13 protein-coding genes are annotated in these 20523 nt (G+C 34.3%); 6 read left to right on the top strand and 7 right to left on the bottom strand.

Translation table 11 applies throughout. The features are described from left to right. Positions 1-49 precede the first annotated feature (49 nt). From pgmB to ACQ654_RS15615, 3 genes are all read right to left on the bottom strand, one after another. Positions 50-706 carry a beta-phosphoglucomutase gene (gene pgmB / locus ACQ654_RS15605; protein WP_430411274.1) on the bottom strand — a complete coding sequence of 219 codons (657 nt, stop codon included), beginning with the start codon at positions 704-706 and terminating at the stop codon, positions 50-52. Positions 707-709: 3 nt separating this feature from the next. Then, positions 710-2230, bottom strand: a complete 1521-nt coding sequence (locus ACQ654_RS15610) for an MFS transporter (protein ID WP_430411275.1) — start codon at positions 2228-2230, stop codon at positions 710-712. A gap of 198 nt (positions 2231-2428) precedes the next feature. Next, complete coding sequence (locus ACQ654_RS15615; RefSeq protein WP_430411276.1) at positions 2429-3469, bottom strand: LacI family DNA-binding transcriptional regulator; 1041 nt, start codon at positions 3467-3469, stop codon at positions 2429-2431. Between the two features lie 313 nt (positions 3470-3782). Between ACQ654_RS15615 and ACQ654_RS15620 the strand changes: the two genes are divergently transcribed. From ACQ654_RS15620 to ACQ654_RS15635, 4 genes are all read left to right on the top strand, one after another. Beyond that, complete coding sequence (locus ACQ654_RS15620; RefSeq protein WP_430411277.1) at positions 3783-6701, top strand: SusC/RagA family TonB-linked outer membrane protein; 2919 nt, start codon at positions 3783-3785, stop codon at positions 6699-6701. A 26-nt stretch (positions 6702-6727) separates the two neighbouring features. Then, positions 6728-8308 carry a RagB/SusD family nutrient uptake outer membrane protein gene (locus ACQ654_RS15625; protein ID WP_430411278.1) on the top strand — a complete coding sequence of 527 codons (1581 nt, stop codon included), beginning with the start codon at positions 6728-6730 and terminating at the stop codon, positions 8306-8308. Between the two features lie 11 nt (positions 8309-8319). Further along, positions 8320-9381: a SusE domain-containing protein gene (locus ACQ654_RS15630; protein WP_430411279.1), complete on the top strand. Its 1062-nt coding sequence runs from the start codon at positions 8320-8322 to the stop codon at positions 9379-9381. Between the two features lie 323 nt (positions 9382-9704). Then, positions 9705-12581 (top strand): alpha-amylase family glycosyl hydrolase, encoded by a 2877-nt coding sequence (locus ACQ654_RS15635; protein WP_430411280.1) that lies wholly within the window; start codon positions 9705-9707, stop codon positions 12579-12581. A 219-nt stretch (positions 12582-12800) separates the two neighbouring features. On the opposite strand, the gene ACQ654_RS15640 is transcribed toward ACQ654_RS15635, so the two are convergent. From ACQ654_RS15640 to ACQ654_RS15650, 3 genes are read right to left on the bottom strand one after another with little or no spacing between them, the layout of a single operon-like run. Continuing rightward, positions 12801-14108, bottom strand: a complete 1308-nt coding sequence (locus ACQ654_RS15640) for a YHYH protein (RefSeq protein ID WP_430411281.1) — start codon at positions 14106-14108, stop codon at positions 12801-12803. Between the two features lie 5 nt (positions 14109-14113). After that, positions 14114-15130, bottom strand: a complete 1017-nt coding sequence (locus ACQ654_RS15645; RefSeq protein WP_430411282.1) for a hypothetical protein — start codon at positions 15128-15130, stop codon at positions 14114-14116. A gap of 57 nt (positions 15131-15187) precedes the next feature. Next, complete coding sequence (locus tag ACQ654_RS15650) at positions 15188-15925, bottom strand: thioredoxin family protein (protein ID WP_430411283.1); 738 nt, start codon at positions 15923-15925, stop codon at positions 15188-15190. 516 nt (positions 15926-16441) lie between these two features. On the opposite strand from ACQ654_RS15650, the gene ACQ654_RS15655 reads away from it, so the two are divergent. Beyond that, complete coding sequence (locus ACQ654_RS15655) at positions 16442-16666, top strand: hypothetical protein (RefSeq protein WP_430411284.1); 225 nt, start codon at positions 16442-16444, stop codon at positions 16664-16666. A 63-nt stretch (positions 16667-16729) separates the two neighbouring features. Here ACQ654_RS15655 and ACQ654_RS15660 read toward each other — a convergent pair whose 3' ends face one another. Then, positions 16730-18016 (bottom strand): AAA family ATPase, encoded by a 1287-nt coding sequence (locus tag ACQ654_RS15660; protein ID WP_430411285.1) that lies wholly within the window; start codon positions 18014-18016, stop codon positions 16730-16732. Positions 18017-18315: 299 nt separating this feature from the next. Here ACQ654_RS15660 and ACQ654_RS15665 point away from each other — a divergent pair, with 299 nt between their 5' ends. Beyond that, a complete protein-coding gene (locus ACQ654_RS15665; protein WP_430411286.1) occupies positions 18316-20523 on the top strand; it encodes a peptidase domain-containing ABC transporter in 2208 nt (735 codons plus the stop codon).

The following is a 20523-nucleotide window of genomic DNA, read 5'->3' on the forward strand; positions in this document are numbered from 1 at the left end:
TAGATCGCTACGCTTTTAGATTTTTTTCTAAGCGTAATCAGGTTATTTATTATCTATTTATTAATTCGTCTATAAAACTGGTTTGTATTTCGGTAAAATCTTTGAACACATAGTCTGCGTGACCGAGTGTTTCTTCGGAACCAATTCCGATAGAAATCATTTCGGCAGTATTTGCGGCAGTTACGCCAGCAACAGAGTCTTCAAATACAATACAATCCGTTGGTACTTTGTTGAGTTGTTTTGCAGCAATAAGAAATACTTCGGGATCGGGTTTTGCTTTGCTGACATCATTTCCGTCAACAATAGCTTGAAACGTTTCGAATAAGCCTACTTTTTGTAGAATTTTACGAGCGTTTTTACTAGCAGATCCAAGTGCAATTCCTTGCTGTGTTTCTTGTAAATAGTTTAGTGTTTTTGGAATGTCGGGAAGAATTTCTCCTGCATCCATTTGTGCAATGTGTGCTAAATAGTTATCATTTTTCTCTGCCATGTATTTAATGAACGCTTCTTCAGAGAGTGTTTTGTTTCCCCAACCTAATATAATTTCTAAAGAACGTACTCTACTTACGCCTTTGAGTTGTTCGTTTTGTGCTAGCGTGATGTCAAAACCTAGCTCGTTTGCCAATTGTTTCCACGATAGGTAATGATATTTTGCAGTATCAACGATGACACCATCTAAATCAAATATAAATCCTTTTTTATTCATTAATTATGTTGTTACTGTATCGTTTATAGTTAGTGATATAATTCCTGCTAAGATCATAGAAGCGCCACCAACTAATAATGCGTAGATGGGTTGATTATCAAAGAAATACGAAACCATAAATCCGAGTATGGAAGCTGCGACTAGTTGTGGAATTACGATAAAGAAGTTAAAAACGCCCATGTAATACCCCATTTTGGAAGCTGGCAAAGACCCTGAAAGCATGGCGTATGGAATGGATAAGATACTTGCCCATGCAATACCAACACCAATCATTGGTAACCATTCAATCATAAATGTAGTAGGTTCGGAGATGAAATAAATAGACATTAATCCAAAACCACCTGCTACTAGTGCTAAAAAGTGTGTAAATTTTCTACTGGTTGCTTTTGCTAAAACAGGCAATAAGAAGGCAACTAATGCTGCAATAATGTTGTAGTTGGCAAACATTTCTCCTACTTGGTTTGCACCAGTATTATACGCTTCTGAAGTAGCATCTGTTGTACCATAAATATGTTCTGTGAGCGCTGGCGTCATGTAAATCCACATAGAGAATAAAGCAAACCACGAGAAAAATTGTACCCAAGCGAGTTGCTTCATCATTTTTGGCATGGACTGAAAATCGTTAATGATGGTAATAAAACCATTGTCAACGTTGTTGTTTCGTTGCATTAATCCAGAAATTAAAAGTGCAATTCCGGCTAACGTTATTAAACCTAGCGTTAGTACGTATAAATCTTTTTTAAGTTCGAAGTGATAAATTAGAAACGTAGTTAGTAATCCTACAATAATAGCAATAAGTCCTTTTTTTAGGTGCGATTTTCCATTGGCAGTAAACCATTCAGGAGAATGTTTTTCTTTGCTAAAGTCATTGTTTTCGGCTTCTTCAAAAACCTTCATTTCTTCGGGCGTATATTCTTTTGAGAAGATAACTGTCCATAAAACGGCAATAAAAAAAGCGGCTCCACCGATGTAAAAAGAATACTTTACAGAATCGGGAATGATACCTTCGGGCGCTGTGTTAGCGACACCGAGATACGTAAGCATGTTTGGAAGTTTTGAAGCTACATATGCACCAATTCCAATAAAGAAACTTTGCATTGCAAATCCTTTTGTTGTTTGCTCATCAGAAAGATTGTCACCCACAAAAGCTCTAAATGGTTCCATAGATACATTGATAGATGCATCCATAATCCACAGCATTCCTGCGGCGAACCATAGCATTGGGGAGTTTGGCATTATGATTAACGCTAAAGACGCTAAAATAGCACCAACTAAGAAATACGGTCTTCGTCTTCCAAGTTTTGGATGCCAAGTACGATCGCTAAAATATCCAATAATTGGTTGTACTATTAAACCAGTTAGTGGTGCAGCAACCCAAAGAATCGGAATATCATCTATTTCGGCTCCTAATGTTTGAAAAATTCGGCTGACGTTGGCATTTTGGAGTGCAAAACCCATTTGTATTCCTAAAAACCCGAAACTCATGTTCCAAATTTCCCAGAAACTTAACTTACGCTTTTCCATTATCGTATAGTAATTAGTTAATACTACGATAAGCGCTAAGACTTATCAAAACTTACTTTTAATTTGAGAGATAAAAATATAAGTCTTGATTTTAATGCTGTAAATATAGGAGTTTTTTTGAAACAGTCATTGTTAAATTTAGAATCTGACGAATAATCCTTTCAAAATTTAATAATTTTATGACTGCAAATCACCTAATTATCGTGTGGTGTCACGTTCTATTAATGTAGTGTTGATGACTTCTGTGTTGTATTTTTCTTCTTCTACAATTTCTTCTAATTTGTCAATTAACATGGTTGCTGATCTTTCGCCCATTTCAACCGCATGCTGACTGATGGTGCTTAAAGAAGGAATGGAATGTTTAGACAATACACCGTCAGTAAATCCGATAACAGAAATGTCTTCCGGAATTTTGTAGCCTTTGTTAATGGCAACTTTCATGGCTGTAATTGCATACAATTCATTTACAGCAAAAATACCATCAATTTCTTTTTCTTTGTCAAGCAATGCAGAAATTTCTTTTTCTAAGGTTTCAATCTCAATTTCTTTGTCTTTATTTTCTTCAACCTTAATAATAAGTGAAGATTTTGGCTCAACTTTGTGTTCTTCCAGCGCTTGCAAATAGCCTTGTGTTCTGAGTTTGCCCACATTTACATAATCTTTTGTAGTGATTAATGCAATGTTTTTACAACCTGTTTCTATCAACTTAGAAACTGCTTTTTTAGAACCCGATTTGTCATCAACAACAACTTTATCACAAGCAATTTCATTCACAACTCTATCAAACATTACAATTGGCATTCCTTGGTTGATAGTTTCATAAAAGTGATGATAATCTTGTAAAAGCAACGTTTCTTTAGCTACCGAAAGTATAAAACCGTCAATACTTCCGTTGGCAAGCATTTCAATGTTAATCACTTCTTTATCAAACGACTCGTTAGACAATCCGATAATAACATTATAGCCTCTACTATTTGCTTCTTTTTCAATTCCGCTAATGACTTTCGAGAAAAAATGATGTACAATTTCAGGAATAATAACTCCAATTGTTTTTGTCCGTTTATTTTTTAAGCTTAACGCGATATTATTTGGACGGTAATTATACAGTTTTGCAAATGCCTGAACTTTACTTCTGGTGTCCAAACTTATCTCTTTACTATTTCTTAATGCTTTGGAAACAGTTGATACAGAAACGTCTAATTCTTTGGCTATTTGTTTGAGAGTTACTTTTCGTTTCATAAGGGTTTATTATAAGATCAATAATTATAGCTACGAATTTTTATTTTTTTGTTAAAAATACGCTGTTTTAATTGGATAAAACCCAATGTTTATAAAAGTTTTCAACACGAAAACGTTTGCGTAGCTTCAAAAGTTATGCCTATATTTTGATTTACTTAAATTTTACATAGTTTTAACATCGAGAGGTAAAAATATATAGTATTTAAACTAAAAAAATTACGTATATTAAGGACAGTTTGTTCAGAAATGTTTATTAAAAACACGTGATTATTTTACGACAATTTGAAAACAAAAAACTAAACAAATGAAGAAAATGCAAAAATTTATTTTGTTTTTGGCTTTTTTAATTCCACTAGGAATGCTTGCCCAAACAAAAGTGACGGGTGTTGTTACTGAAAAAGGGACAGGAACTCCATTACTAGGAGTGAATGTGATCGTTAAAGGAACAACAAACGGAACCACAACTGACTTTGATGGAAATTATCAAGTTACAGTTCGTGACGGACAAACCATCGTATTTTCCTATGTAGGCTTTAAGACTCAAGAAGTCTTATTTACAGGACAGACTAGCGTAAATGTTGCACTAGAAGAAGATGCGTCCAAACTTGATGAAGTTGTCGTAGTAGGATATGGATCTGCTGTTAAAAAGGATGTTACAGGATCGGTTGAATCTGTAAATGCTGATGATTTCAATGGCGGAGCAATCGTTTCTCCAGAACAATTAATTGCTGGTAAAACTGCCGGAGTTCAGGTAACGCCACCAAGTGGAGCGCCAGGATCTAGTTCGTCAATTAAAATTAGAGGTGGAGTTTCTTCATTGGCGGCAAACTCAAACCCTTTAATTGTTGTAGATGGAGTTCCATTAGATCCTGCAAGTGCAGGATTGAACTATATTAATGCAAATGATATTGAATCGTTTACGGTATTAAAAGATGCTTCTGCAGCTTCTATCTACGGATCGAGAGCAACAGGTGGAGTTATCTTAATTACAACTAAAACAGGAAAATCAGGACAACCATTTAATATTAGTGTAAATCATTATACAGCGGTTGGAGATAACTTTAATGAAGTAAATGTTTTATCGTCAACTCAATTTAGAAACTTAGTTACAGCAAACGGAAATCCAAATCAAATTGCACAATTAGGAAGCACAAGTACAGACTGGCAAGATGAAATTTATAGAGGATCACTTACTTCTGATACAAACGTAACAGTTTCTGGAGGTTTTGGAAATTCTAACTACAGAGCGTCTGTTGGTTATGTAAAACAAGAAGGAACATTACAAGGTTCTGAAGTAGACCGTTGGACAGGTTCTGTAAAGTTTATCCAACGTTTATTAGATGACGATTTAAAAATTGAAGCAAATTTATTAGGATCTTTATTAGAAGATACCTTCGCAAACACAGGAGCAATTGGAGCGGCAGTTTCTTTTGATCCTACACAATCTGTATTCGATCCAACAAGTCAATTTGGCGGGTATACTGAAAATGTAAATGCAGACGGAACTATCAATACAATTGCGGTACGTAACCCAGTTGGTTTATTAGAGCAGAATAGCAATATTGCTAATACAAGAAGAAGTACAGGAAGTTTAAAAATTGACTATACATTACCATTTTTTAGAGATATTAAGTTAACGGCACTTGGAGGTTATGACTATAATGAAGTAGAAGGAAACACATTTATTCCAGCGGAAGCGGCTTCAAACTTTAACCAACAGGGAGTTACAGGATTTTATGAAACACTAAACAGAAACAGGTTGTTAGATGTGTATGCAAACTACAGAAAAACATTTGAAGACATTAAAACGACTGTAGATGCTACTGTAGGACATTCGTTCCAACGTTTTTACAGATCAAACATATCTGAGTCAACTACGGGATTAGGTGTTACGAATCAATTTAAAAGTATTGGAGAAAACGCTTTAGAATCGTATTTTGGTAGAGTGAATGTTGATTATGATAGTAAATACTTATTAACGTTAAATATTAGAAATGATATTTCATCTCGTTTAAATCCAGATGATCGTTCTGATATCTTCGGTGGAGTTTCTGTAGGTTGGAATATTATTGATGAAAACTTTATGAAAGATTCAAAAGTATTCTCTCAATTAAAACTAAGAGTAGCATACGGAGAAACTGGTCAGCAAGAAGTTGGACAAGATTACGGATATCTTCCTCGTTATACAACAGGAGATGCTAGAGTACAGTATCAATTTGGGTATAACACTGACGGTTCACCACGTTTTGTTACAACACTTCGTCCAGAAGAATATGATGAAAACTTACGTTGGGAACGTTCAAAATCGATCAACCTTGGTTTAGATTTCGGATTCTTTAACGATCGTCTTACAGGTTCTGTAGAAGTATATGAGCGTAAAGTGGAAGACTTATTAAACTTTATTCCAGTTCCAGCAGGAACAAACCTTTCTAACGCATTACTAACAAATGTTGGTAACTTAGAAAATAGAGGTTTGGAAGTAAGTTTAAATGCTGCAATTGTTCAAAATGACAATTTCTCTTGGAATACAAACGTAAATGTTTCTTTCTTTGATAATGAAATTACAAAGTTATTTTTAACAGACAACACAGATTCGCCAGGTGTATTAACTGGAGGAATTGCAGGTGGAGTTGGAAACACAATCCAAATTAACTCTGTAGGTCATGAAGTAAACTCTTTCTACGTATTTAAACAAATATATGATGCACAAGGTGCGCCAATAGAAGGAGCATATGTTGATATTAATGGTGATGGTACTGTTGATACTGATGATAGATACAGATACAAGAGTCCAAATGCAGATGCAGTAATAGGGTTTTCATCTAACATGCAATACGGAAACTTCGACTTTGCTTTTACAATGAGAGCGAGTCTTGGAAACTATGCATACAACAACGTAGCTTCAAACACAGGAAACGTACAATCATTATTTGGAGCAAACTCTATTAATAATGTAAATGCATCAATTTTAGATACTGGTTTTCAAAATCAGCAACTATTCTCTGATTACTATGTGCAAGATGCATCATTTTTGAAATTAGATAACATTACATTTGGGTATACAATCGATAATCTATTTAAAGATGCCAGAATGCGAGTATATGTAGCAGGACAAAATCTATTCACAATTACAGATTATGATGGATTAGATCCTGAAATTGACGGCGGAATTGACAACAATTTCTATCCAAGATCCCGAAATATATTAATGGGACTTAACTTGAATTTATAATAAAGTAATACCAAATACACACAATGATGAAAACACTTAGAAAACAATCAAACCGTATAGGTATTGTACTATTACTACTCATAGCAAGCTTCGGATTCACTTCATGTGAAAACGAATTAGACCTTGAGCCAGTAATAGAGCAGACGGCAGCGAACGTATTTGACGATCTTGAAGCGTATGAACAATTTCTTGCAAGAATATACGCAGGATTTGTAGTAAGCGGACAACAAGGTCCAGCGGGAAATCCTGATATTACGGGAATTGATGAAGGATTCTCAAACTATTTGAGACAATATTGGAAACACCAAGAATTAACTACTGATGAAGCATTAATTGCTTGGAATGATGGAACAATCCACGATTTAAACTGGCAAGTATGGACGCCTGCAAATGAATTCATTACAGCAATGTATAATAGAATTTATTTTCAAATTGCCATCTCTAACGAGTTTTTAAGAGCAACAGCAGATGTGCCAGAATCAGAATTCTTACCAGCGGAATACAAAGCTGAGGTACGTTTCTTAAGAGCATTAAGTTACTGGCATGCAATTGACATGTTTGGAAACGTTCCTTTTGTAACAGATGCAGACCCAATTGGAGCATTTTTACCAACACAAGGAAGCAGACAAGAAGTATTTGACTTTATTGTTGCTGAATTAACAGCAATTGAATCAACAATGATTGATGCACGTCAAAATGTATACGGAAGAGCAGACAAAGCAGCTGTTTGGATGTTATTGGCAAAATTACACTTAAATGCGGAAGTATACACAGGAACAGATCAAAGTGCACAAGCAATTCCGTATTTAGAAAACATTATTGGAGCAGGATATATGCTTCATGATAATTATGACGAATTATTCTTAGCTGACAATGATACCAATGGAGCACAAAATGAATTTATCTTTACATTCAATTCTGATGGTTTAAATACACAAGGATTTGGAGCAATGACTTTCTTAGTGCATGCACCAGTTGGAGGAAACATGAGTGCGGCTGACTTCGGTATCAACGGAGGTTGGGGCGGAATTAGAACAACGAGCGCGTTTGTGAACAAATTCTCAGCATCAGAATTAATTACAGATCAAAGAGCAAACTTCTTTACAGATGGTCAAGAATTAGAAATTGCAGATGTATTCAACTTTAATGATGGATATGCAGTAGAAAAATTCAAAAATGTTACAAGCAATGGAGTTGCTGGATCAGATACTTCAGGAGACTTTATTGATACAGATTTCCCAGTATTCAGATTAGCAGATGCATACTTAATGTATGCTGAAGCTGTAAAAAGAAGTGGAACAGGAGATCAAGGATTGGCGGTACAATATGTAAACTTAGTAAGACAACGTTCTAACGCTACGCCAATTGGTGGTTTCGGAGATATTACAGATGAATTCTTATTGTCAGAACGCTCAAAAGAATTACATTGGGAAGCACACAGAAGAACTGACCTTATCCGTTTCGGACAATTCTCAGATCAAGGTATTTGGCCTTGGAAAGGAAATGTAGCAAACGGAACTACAACGGAATCATTTAGAGATTTATTCCCAATTCCGTCTACAGATATCACAGCAAACCCTAATTTAACTCAAAACTCAGGTTACTAAAAAAAATCAAAATGAAAAAATTAAATAAAATAGCAGTAGGCTTTTTAGCAGTAGTTGCATTCGTTGGATTCAACGCATGTAGTGAAGATGATAACTTAATCATTGCGTCTCCAGAAGGAGGTCCAGAATTAGTGACACCAGCATCAGGAACATCAATTGCTTTAAGTGCTGCAAACGAAGAAAACGTAGCAACAACACTTGTGTGGAATGATGCAGATTACAATGCGCAAACAGCAATTAGCTATAATGTACAAATTGCATTAGCAGGAACAGATTTCGCAGCACCAATTGAAGGTGGTTCTACAAATGAAAGATTCATCTCTTGGACAAACCAACAATTAAACGATGTATCAATTGCAGCAGGATTAAGTCCGTTTGTAGCTGGAGATTTAGATATTCGTGTAATATCTTCCATAGGAACACAAGATGCGCAACAACAAATTTCTAACATTGTAACGTTAAACATTACACCATATACAACTTCATTACCTAAAATAGCAGTGCCAGGTGATCACCAAGGATGGGATCCTGCAACAGCACCAAGATTAGCATCTTCTGAATTTGGAGCTTCTGATTATGAAGGATATATTTGGTTAGAAACTGAATACAAATTTGTTGCTCCAGATGAAACAGGAAACTTCGCATGGGGAAATACAGATTGGGGAGATGATGGAAGTTTCTCTGGAATATTAACAGAAGATGGAGAATCTAATGTACAAACAACTCCAGGATACTACTACGTACAAGTAGATACTGAAAACTTAACATACAGTGCTTCTCAGTATTCAAACTGGGGACTTATCGGATCAGGAACACCAACAGGTTGGGACAGTGATAACGATATGACGTATGACGCTGCAACACAAACATTTTCAATTACCATCGACTTAACGGCTGATGAAATCAAATTTAGAGCAAATGACGGTTGGGATTGGAACTACGGAGATACAGGAGCTGACGGAGGATTAGACAATGGAGGAGACAACATTGCAGTACCAGCAGCAGGAAACTATACAGTAGTGTTAGACTTTAGTAATCCTAGAGCTTACACATACACACTGACACTTAATTAATTTAGTGAAAGTCGATTTTGAGGTGCTTTTATTAAACTTGATTTAGTATCTAAGACAAACTCAAAATTATAAGTTGAACTAATCCCGTTGAAAAACGGGATCTCAGGTTTAATACCTTGATAGCAAAGTTAATCTCTAGCATATATTATATCAATTATCATAGAATTTGCCTTTTGCTAAAGATCACTCAAAAAGGCTGTAATACAAATAATTACAGCCTTTTTTATCTTCAAGTATTAAAGAATATACAAAAGTAATCGCTATGAAATGAGTTGTACTAATAAAGTATAACGAGTTCCATCTGACTAAAACAAAAAAAACAGATGAAAAAAAAATTACACATACTATTTCTACTACTTACGGGTATTGCATTTGGTCAAGTAACCATAACGCCTACACCTTTTGAAGTAAGTCAAATGATTACCATTACAGTTGATGTCAATAGTACAGCAACTGATTGTGATGGAATTACCAATCCTAACAAAGTGTATATGCACTCAGGAGTTGGAACTGATAGCAATCCTTGGACATATGTTACAGGAAATTGGGGACAAGATGATGGCGTTGGAGAAATGACAGATCTTGGTGGTGGACTATGGCAAATTCAAATTGTGCCTGAAACACATTACGGATTAACTACTGCACAAGCAGCAACCATCACAAAAATGGGAATGGTTTTCAGAAACGAAACTGGAACTCAAGAATTTAAAGATAGTGGTTGCAATGACTTCTTTTTTGATGTAGGAGCATTTCAATCAACATTAGTAACGCCAACAGATGGAAGTACTACCATTTTAGCTTCAGGATCAAACCTAGCTATTACAGCAAACAATACTGGTGGCTCAGCATCGTACGTGCTAAAAGCAAATGGAGCAACTATAAACTCCAACAGTGGTTCATCATATTCATATACGGATATGAACATCACTACAAACAAAAATTACGAATTAGACGTTACACTAAGTGGCACAACAATTACGAAAAACTTTAGCGTCATCATCAATCCAGGAGCTGCAACGCAAGCAATGCCAGCGGGTATGGAAGATGGAATAAACTATGATGCAGACACATCAAAAGCAACGTTGGTTTTAGATGCGCCAAACAAAGACTTTGTATATGTTGCAGGAAGTTTCAATAACTGGCAACCAGACGGAACGTATGCAATGAAAAAAGATGGTACTACAGGTAAATTCTGGTTAGAAATAAACGGACTAACAGCTGGTCAAAACTACAGCTATCAATATTGGGTAGTTGATGAAACACCAATAGCAAACTCTCCGTCGTTAGTAAAAACGGCAGATCCGTATTCAACATTAGTATTATCTCCTTTTGATGATCCTTTTATTCCTGCTTCAACTTATCCAAATCTTCCAACATATCCTGCGGGACAAGAACGTGAAGTAACGGTATTACAAACAGGACAAACACCATACAATTGGCAAGTAACCAATTTTGCAAAACCTAAAAAGGAAGACTTAATTGTGTATGAAGTATTAATTCGTGATTTTGATGCAGATAAAAACTATCAAAACTTAATTGATCGTATTGATTACTTTAAAAACTTAAATGTAAACGCAATTCAGTTAATGCCAATCATGGAATTTGAAGGAAACGAAAGTTGGGGATACAACACATCTTTCCACTTAGCATTAGACAAATATTACGGAACTCCAGAAAAATTCAAAGAATTTGTTGATGTATGTCATCAAAATGGAATTGCAGTTATTTTAGATGTCGCTCTAAACCATGCATTTGGAAGAAACCCAATGGTACGTATGTGGATGAATGATGCAGACAATGATGGTTGGGGAGAACCAAGTTCTGAAAACCCTTATTTTAACCAAGTAGCAACACACAGTTACAGTGTAGGTTCTGATTTTAATCATCAACAAGCAAGAACACAATACTATACACAACGTGTTGTAAAACATTGGATTGAAGAATACAATATTGATGGTTTCCGTTGGGATTTAACAAAAGGATTCACGCAAGAATGTACTGCAAGTGATGAAGGATGTACCAACGGATACAGAAATGACCGTGTGGCAGTCTTAAAACAATATGCAGATTATTCATGGAGTATTGACGATGATCATTATGTAATTTTTGAACACTTAGGTCAAGACAATGAGGAAAAAGAATGGGCAGATTACCGCTTAGGTGAAGGAAAAGGAATTATGATGTGGGGAAAAATGACAGATCAATACAACCAACTAACGATGGGATTTGCATCTAATGCAGATATTTCCAGAATGGGACACACTAGTAGAGGGTTTAATGGACCACGTTTAATGGGATATGCAGAAAGTCATGATGAAGAACGATTAATGTATAGAAACCTACAATTTGGAAATACTGCTTTATCATCTCACAATGTACAAGATTTAAATACTGCATTATCAAGAATGTCTGCTTTAGGAGCCGCTTCATTGACGATTCCAGGGCCAAAAATGATTTGGCATTTTGGAGCATTAGGAATGGAAAATTCCATCTTTACATGTAACAACGGTACGGTAAACTTACCAAGTGATCCAACACCTGGCGATTGTAAATTAGATACAAAACCACAACCACAATGGACAAACAATTGGTTAGCCGATGCAAACAGAGCGAAAATTTACAACGATTGGGCACGAATTATCAACTTAAAAGTTAATGAACCTGTTTTTGAAGGAAACTACTCAATCAGTCCGTATATCAATGATATCAGACAACGTATTTACATTTGGGATGATACAATGCCGTCAACATCGTTAAAAAATGTAGTTGTTTTGTGTAATTTTTCTGTAGCAGATTTAACAATTGTTCCCGATTTTCCATACACAGGAACTTGGTACGATTTAATGGACGAAACAGGAACGACAACTCTAAACGTAACAAACACGGCAGATCCAATATCGATTCCTGCGGGACAATTTAGAATTTTCGGGAATCAACAAACAACGTTGAGCACACCAGATTTTTTAAATACAACGAATGAAATTTCACTATATCCAAATCCTGCTTCGGACAGTTTTAAACTAAACAAAAATGTAGAAGAAGTTTTAATTTACGATATCACAGGAAAACAAATTAAATCATTTGAAGGTGGATTTACTGCTGGAAAAACATTTGACGTTTCAGAATTATCAAGAGCGTTATACATGGTAAAAATCATTTCTAACGAAGGAACAGCAACCAAACGCTTACTTATACAATAACATGTTATTTTTCTCTAATAAAGAATCGGCTATATTATTATTTGACTAAACTTGTTCGTAGCTAGTGTTATCATATTTAAAATTTGAAGAAAAATAACTTAAAAAAGTCGCTATGTATGTAGCGACTTTTTGTTTTATGTTTGTGTCCCGTTCTGAAATATCAAATACAGATACATGAAGTTAATTGCGATGAATTAAACACGTTATCGGCAGTAAAATTTATTTTCTTTGATAGTTTGATTTCTTAAGCGTTCCATCAGGATTTTCAAATTCAAACGTATAATTTCCAGTAGTATCCCAGCCGTAATATATTTTATGAATTTCAGAATTCACCTTATAAGTCAAACTGTATTTTTGTGGTGCTGTATTTTCAAAATCAATAATTTCTGCTCCGCGTAATGGTCTCAAATCTGGTCTTACGCCTCTTGTTTTTGCTTGTGGCATTATTTCGTTTTCTGGAGCTTTTGTTCTTGGATTTATCTTAACTTTTCCTTTCATTGCCGCAATTAAGTAAGGATATTTTTTTACGATGTGATATTGATAAGTACTATCCGAAGTAAATCGTCCTAAATTCTCATCGAGTTTCTCGGTGGTTTCACCATACACAGGAAAACCATCCAAAGCATACGCAATTGGCTTGCTTTCTCCAACTTTAGATTGTAAATGTGTAGGCGCTAAATGGTAATGATAATCATCGGCTCGACCGCAATGTCCGCCCCATTTGTCCAATTCTCCAATAGCATTGGCATCTTCACCACGATTGTTTAACGGATTAAAAATAGGAATTCCGTTTGCGGCAATAGCAATGGCACCTTTCATAAAATTTTCTTTTGTAGACAGTGGATTTTCAGCCAATGCAGGTTGCAAAGGAATTGCCCATGCATTATTTCCTGAATAGTCATGGTCAATAGGAACTTGTTGTTGCCAATTGGTGATTCCTACCATCATTTTGTGTGACGGAATACCATTTGATTCTATATAAAAATAACTATCATCGTGATGTGTTTGTACCTCGTCAAAAACACCAAAAACGGATTCTAAAAAAGGAATGTCATTGGCAACCATTTTTGGAGCTTTGAAAGATGTTGTACGTGCACATCCAATAACTATTAATGAAATACCGAACAAGCTATATGCGAATGCAGATTTCTGTTTGAACCTTTTTTTTAAACTGTAAAGAGAAAAAAGAAATACAAGTATTCCTAGACATAATAATAAATTTGAAAAATTGAATATTTTGTACTTCTCACTTTTATTTAATGTATTTAGATCATAAATAAAGTTTGCTTTTTCTGAAATATACTGTTGCTCTTGTGCTTTAAAATCAGAATAATTAAAAGTTAAAACTTCATGATTTTCATTCATTAAATACACTTTTTCTCCATCTTTTTTTATAAAATCGGCTTTTATAGTTTCAGTACTATTGATAAAATTCCAAACTTTTGAAGAAGCACTGTGCCCGTGTTTATGTGCAAACATTTGATTTACGGACATGCACAAGAATAGCAAGAAGATAATTTTTTTCATGATAATTATTTTACAGTGTATCTTACTAAAACTTCATTATCCAACACCACATTTGTTGACCAAATGAACTTCGCATCATTTGCTGCATTGTCAAAAATAGAAGTAAAATTTGTATAAGCGGGTTTATTGTCTACGCCAATAGTTCGGTTCGTATATGTGGTTGCATTTGGCCAGTTTGAATCATCAAAATTGACTTGCATCCAATTTTCAGGTAATGTCCAATGCACTGCATAAAATGCAGTTCCGTCTTGTCCGCCTTCAGTATTACAGTTTTTAGAATATCTATAATTTCCTTCTTCCGAGACACAGCTTAAATTTTCAATTGGAGCCATATAATATGTTTGTGCTTTCCACTGCTCATCTGTTGTAGCAATGATATTATTTTGCGCATCTTTAATTACGGCTACCATACCACCATCTCCAGCATGAAAAGATTTTCCTCTGTTTGGTTCGCAACCTACTCCAAGGTGTTCTTCCCAATCGACCAATTTCATAGCAATGGTAAATGGTTTTTTAACTTTAAATTTTAGTACGCTAGCGTTAAACTCCGTAAACGGAACTTTGTCTTTTCCCACAGGACTGCCATTTACATACATTTCAAAGTAGTTATCAGCAAAAATATAGGTTGTATAAAGGGAACCGTTTTCATCAATTGTTATGATGTCAGAATCGTCATAATTAGATAAAGCTTCTTCTACTGATGCATAGTTGTTACCTTCACAGGAATTAAATAAATCTGGCGCAAACGGAAACTCGTTATTGGTGTAGTTGGTTTCCGCAGGAACTGTCCATTTTTTGCCATCAGTAGATATAATTTCTCCAACATCCGTTTTCCTTCCACGTTTACAAGAATAAATATTTTCAGCTATTGTAGTGGCAATTCCTTGTGTTACGCTTCCAGTTCCTTTATAAGCTGTAACTTCGGAAGTTGTTGCCAAATCATTTGTTGTCTTTTTTGACTTCTCGTCTTTACATCCTGCTGTATATATAATTACCACAAGTAGAAGAAAATAATGCTTCATTCTTTAAGTTTTAATGATTTATAACACCTGTTTTTTAACTATTTTATTGAAATAGCATTAGGCTTTCACGGGACAACCAATGGCTTTGGTAAAGTTTGGATCTGGTTTTGAATCATTTTCTAATGCTTCAATAGCTTTTTCTACATATTTAACCTTAACATCATTTGCTGATTTTGCATTGTCATCAATCGTACCTATGTATTGCACTTTGCGTTCACTGTCTAATAAAAACACATGTGGTGTTCTTACGGCGCCATATTTTGGAAAAACTTCGTGTGTTTCATCAGCTAAATATGGAAAAGGAAAGTTTTTTTCTTTTGCTCTTTCTTGCATTGCAGTAAAGCTTTCCGTTTCATTGTTATTACTTACGTTAGGATTGATGGCAATTACCGGATATCCTTTTGAAGCATATGTATTTTGTAAAGCTATCAAGCGATCTTCATACATTTTTGAGAACGGACATCCGTTACAAGTAAATACGATAATATATCCTTTTGCATTTTCATAATCGGATAATGAAACGAAAGTGTTATCTACATTTTTAAGTTTAAAATCAGTAGCAACTTCTCCAATTTTATAACCGCCGATTTCTTCTAGGGTTTTTGTTTGTTCTGGACTGTGTCCGCCACGAGGTGGACCTTTTCTTTCACCGTCATGTTTCGGAGGATGTTTGTGTTTTTCTTTATTTTGAGTAATAGCTGTTGCTGCTTCTGGTTTGTCTTTACTGTCTTTACAAGATGTGAATGCTCCGAAAACGAACATAACAAGGACTAAAAGTGTACTGATTTTTTTCATTATTGAATTGTGTATAACGTTTTTTAAACAAGTTTATAAAGTGAATAATTTTTATTGATAAAAATAATTGTGAAAGAACAAAGAACATATTGTTCTGGATGAAGTTCTCCTATTTTTTTAGAAAGACTACAATGCCGTTTTATCCTTATAATTGTCAATTTCTCACTAAACCTTTTGACTTCGTTTTATGTAGAAGGTTTAATGAATAATTTTTTTAATACCAAATAACTCTGGATGAAAGCAATACTTTTTTACTTGACAGCTAATAAAGAATCAACTATATTATTATTTGACTAAGCTTGTTCGTGTAGCTAATGTTATAAATAATATTACAAGAAAGATATTAAAAAAAAGGCCATTCACATGTAACGACTTTTTTGTTTATAAAATTTTTATAGTCTAAAAAAAGTAAATTATACTAAAATGACTTTTAAAATCAAGCTCAATTAACTTTGACATTCAATACATTCACATACATTAAAAATATTAATACCATTTAATAACTAAAAATTAATTATGAAAAAACTTTTACAATTGAGTATTCTTTTAAGCTGTTTGAACGTATTTTCACAAGCAGGATCATTAGATACCTCTTTCGGAAACGGTGGTATTGCTACTTTTGATTTACAAATAGGAAGTGATGATAGAGCATTTTCAATTGATATACAATTAGACGGAAAACTTGTTTTAGCAGGATTTTCAGATGACGGAAGTGACAGAGACGGTGCCGTAATACTTTAAGACACTATCTTCATAGCGGCTTTTTTATGTAAAATAGAATCTAAAAAAAATAGTTTTAAAATCTTATGCATCAAACAAACGGAAATCTTCATCAATTTGTACATTAGGAATTCCTTCGTACTTTCCTTCTAAATAATCCTTTTCAAAAGAAGCATCTTTACGTACTTTTTTATCATACAAAGATTCCATTTTGGTAACTCCGTACACATCTTTTTCAGTAATCATAATTTGATCTCTTCTAAAAAGTTTTCTTTTCGGATTGATTAACGATGGATTGTGTGAAGCAAAAATTAATTGTGCGCCATTAGGATTGTTTTCCTTCGAATTGAATAACTCAATAATAGCTTTGCTCAAATGTGGATGCAATTGTGCATCAAACTCATCAATAATTAGTGTTTTTCCGTGTAATAACGTATCAATAATTGGTCCTGAAAGTGCTACATATTTGCATGTTCCTAACGATTCATTTGCAAAAAGGTTGAAATAAATATTATCTACTTCTTCGTTATCTTCATCGTAAACAGTATGTTTTGTGCTTACTACTACATTTTCTTCATCCGACTCAAGAATCATTTTCCGAATCTCCTTCGGAACGTTTCCTTTTTCCAGAATTTCCTCCGTAAGTTTAAAACGTTCTACTTTCGTTTCTGTAAAACCTAAATTAGCACCTGCAATAAAATTATCAATAAATTTTTTCTTTGCAGGATCGTCCATCATATCAATAGTAAAATTTATCGTATACCGATCTTGCATACCCGAAATGTATTGCACATTGCTCATGGCTTTCAAAATGGCAATTCCTGTTGGAATATTAAATTGCGCACAAACAGAAAGAAACAATGCATTTTTACGTGTAATAGATGTCAAATTTGCGCTAGCCGTATCAAACTTTTTAGTTGTTTTGATTTCTTGAAACTCTCTTTCAAATAATAACTGTTCCTTATTTTTAGTAGTAACGTACAACCATTCTTTATGAACTTGTTCGTCATCCACTAAAAAGCCATATCTATATTTAGCGGTATCATGAATAAAAACGAGCTCAAACAAACTTGGTTCTTCAATCGATTCTGTAGACAAACAAAAGGGCTGTACTTCAATAGCTTCGTCTGCTTGTGAATCTTTTGACGAGTTCAAAATAAACTTTCGGGCAAAGCTAATTGCTTTAAACAAATTACTCTTTCCATTTGCGTTAGCACCATAAATAACCATGCTTTTCAACAGCGTTAAGTTTTTTAACGGCGTATCAAAAAGATTGCTACTTCGCAGTTCAGTCAAAGAAGTTGCTGTCAAATCAATAGTGGTTCTATTTTTGAAAGACAAATAATTTTCTACTGTGAAATTTACGAGCATTTAGGCTATTTTTTGTTGTTTAACATGACAAATATATAAATTTGTACGATATTTTCGTGTAAAAAGGTAAATTTATTTTGGTTGTAAAAAATAAAAATATATATTTGTACGTGTTTTTCTCATAAAGGATACATTTTTTAATGATAAAACATAAATAATTGAAGATAATTCGGAAATATCGTGTAAAGTAGATAAAATAATGATTGATTGTTGAAAAACAGCATCTTACTACTTCATCAAACGAATTAACAGTAGAAAAAAATTACGAAAACGAATAAGTTACACTAGAAAAAAAGTTAATGGTAAAAAGAGAATTTCCTTTTTATAGACAGTTAGATCAAATGGATTGTGGACCAACATGCTTGCGCATGGTGGCAAAACACTTTGGTCGCGCATACACAATTGATTTTCTAAGGAAGAAAGCAAACATTACCAGAGAAGGTGTTTCTTTAGGTGGAATTGCCGAAGCGGCGGAAGAAATAGGGTTGCATACATTGGCAGTTAGTGTCGATTTTAAAACCTTAGTAGACGAAGTTCCATATCCTTGTATTGCGCATTGGAGACAACGCCATTTTGTGGTTGTATACAAAATAAGAAGAAACACTGTATATGTTGCAGATCCTGCACACGGTTTGGTAAAGTATTCAAAAGAAGACTTCATTAAAGGTTGGATGGGAAGCAAAGTTGACCAAGAAACAGCTGAAGGATATTTACTGTTACTTGAGCCAACGCCAGAGTTTTATGAACTAGAAAAGGAAGAAAAGAAAGAATACGGATTCAAATTCTTATTCTGGTATTTCAAACCATATAAAAAATATATAGCTCAGTTAATCCTAGGACTGCTGGTCGGGAGTTTACTGCAATTGATATTTCCGTTCTTGACACAATCCGTGGTCGATTACGGTATTAATTATCAGAATAAAAACTTTGTATTCCTGATATTAATTGCGCAGTTAACGCTATTTATATCACAAACGACGGTAGAATTAATTCGAGGTTGGATATTACTCCACATGACAAGCCGGATTAACATCAACCTGATTTCCGATTTCTTAATCAAGTTGATGCGATTGCCAATTGCCTTTTTCGATTCAAAAAATACGGGAGATATTATTCAGCGTATTTACGATCACAACAGAATTCAAAGTTTCTTGTCATCAACAACATTAAACACACTGTTTTCTGCTTTTAACATGATTATTTTTGGAGCCGTATTAGCCTATTACAACATGCAAATATTTGCGGTATTCTTTATCGGTTCAGCTTTATATATTGGTTGGACGTTACTTTTCATGAAAAAGAGAGCCGAACTCGATTATAAACGATTTGACCAATCTTCGGACAACCAAAGTAGTTTATACCAATTAATTTCTGGAATGCAAGAAATTAAATTAAACGGTTCAGAACGTAGAAGACGTTGGGAATGGGAAGCAATTCAAGTTCGATTATTCAAAATATCGATTAAAGGATTGACACTTTCGCAAACACAAAATACAGGTGGTCGATTTATTAACGAATTAAAAAACATCCTAATTACGTTTATTGCGGCAACTGCAGTAATTGACGATCCGTTATTTACCTTAGGTATGATGCTTTCGGTTCAGTATATCATTGGACAATTAAACTTACCAATCAACAACTTTATTACGTTTATTCAATCTGGACAAGATGCAAAAATAAGTTTAGAGCGTTTGTCTGAAATTCATAATAAAGATGATGAAGAAGACAGATTTGAGGAAAACATCAAAGAACTTCCTGAAGACAAAACAATCATATTAAAAGACGCGAGTTTCCGTTATGGAGGAAAAAGTTCACCGTTAATTCTTGACAATTTAAATGTTGATATTCCAGAAGGAAAAGTAACAGCAATTGTTGGAGCCAGTGGAAGTGGAAAAACGACGTTGATTAAATTATTATTGAAATTCTATGAATTTAACGAAGGTTCTTTAAACATTGGACCGCACAAAATAGGAGATATAAGTACCAAAGTTTGGCGTAAATCCTGCGGGTCAGTAATGCAAGATGGTTTCTTATTTGGAGATACAATTGCACGAAATATTACAGAATCTGATTCAGAAGGAATTATAGACAAACAACGACTGATTCATGCTGTAAAAGTGGCAAACATTGAAGAATTTATTGAAGAATTGCCATCAGGATACAACACAAAAATTGGGTCAAGTGGTGTAAATGTTTCTGGAGGACAAAAGCAACGTATTTTAATTGCACGTTCTGTATACAAAGATCCAAAGTATATTTTCTTTGACGAGGCAACAAGTGCTTTAGATGCAAACAACGAGAAGGTAATTATGGAAAATCTACAAGAATTCTACAAAGGAAAAACGGTAGTCGTAGTTGCCCATCGTTTAAGTACGGTAAAAAATGCAGATCAAATTATTGTATTAGACAAAGGAAAGATCATTGAACTCGGAAATCATGAAGAGTTAACCGCAAAACGCGGAGCATATTATACATTAGTAAAAAATCAATTAGAGCTAGGAAACTAA

This window comes from Kordia sp. (assembly GCF_965283645.1).
Lineage (GTDB): Bacteria > Bacteroidota > Bacteroidia > Flavobacteriales > Flavobacteriaceae > Kordia.

Bases quoted from the DNA above. Each gene is read 5' to 3' on its own strand.
- pgmB (WP_430411274.1), bottom strand. From the start codon at position 706: ATGAATAAAAAAGGATTTATATTTGATTTAGATGGTGTCATCGTTGAT.
- ACQ654_RS15610 (WP_430411275.1), bottom strand. From the start codon at position 2,230: ATGGAAAAGCGTAAGTTAAGTTTCTGGGAAATTTGGAACATGAGTTTC.
- ACQ654_RS15615 (WP_430411276.1), bottom strand. From the start codon at position 3,469: ATGAAACGAAAAGTAACTCTCAAACAAATAGCCAAAGAATTAGACGTT.
- ACQ654_RS15620 (WP_430411277.1), top strand. From the start codon at position 3,783: ATGCAAAAATTTATTTTGTTTTTGGCTTTTTTAATTCCACTAGGAATG.
- ACQ654_RS15625 (WP_430411278.1), top strand. From the start codon at position 6,728: ATGAAAACACTTAGAAAACAATCAAACCGTATAGGTATTGTACTATTA.
- ACQ654_RS15630 (WP_430411279.1), top strand. From the start codon at position 8,320: ATGAAAAAATTAAATAAAATAGCAGTAGGCTTTTTAGCAGTAGTTGCA.
- ACQ654_RS15635 (WP_430411280.1), top strand. From the start codon at position 9,705: ATGAAAAAAAAATTACACATACTATTTCTACTACTTACGGGTATTGCA.
- ACQ654_RS15640 (WP_430411281.1), bottom strand. From the start codon at position 14,108: ATGAAAAAAATTATCTTCTTGCTATTCTTGTGCATGTCCGTAAATCAA.
- ACQ654_RS15645 (WP_430411282.1), bottom strand. From the start codon at position 15,130: ATGAAGCATTATTTTCTTCTACTTGTGGTAATTATATATACAGCAGGA.
- ACQ654_RS15650 (WP_430411283.1), bottom strand. From the start codon at position 15,925: ATGAAAAAAATCAGTACACTTTTAGTCCTTGTTATGTTCGTTTTCGGA.
- ACQ654_RS15655 (WP_430411284.1), top strand. From the start codon at position 16,442: ATGAAAAAACTTTTACAATTGAGTATTCTTTTAAGCTGTTTGAACGTA.
- ACQ654_RS15660 (WP_430411285.1), bottom strand. From the start codon at position 18,016: ATGCTCGTAAATTTCACAGTAGAAAATTATTTGTCTTTCAAAAATAGA.
- ACQ654_RS15665 (WP_430411286.1), top strand. From the start codon at position 18,316: ATGGTAAAAAGAGAATTTCCTTTTTATAGACAGTTAGATCAAATGGAT.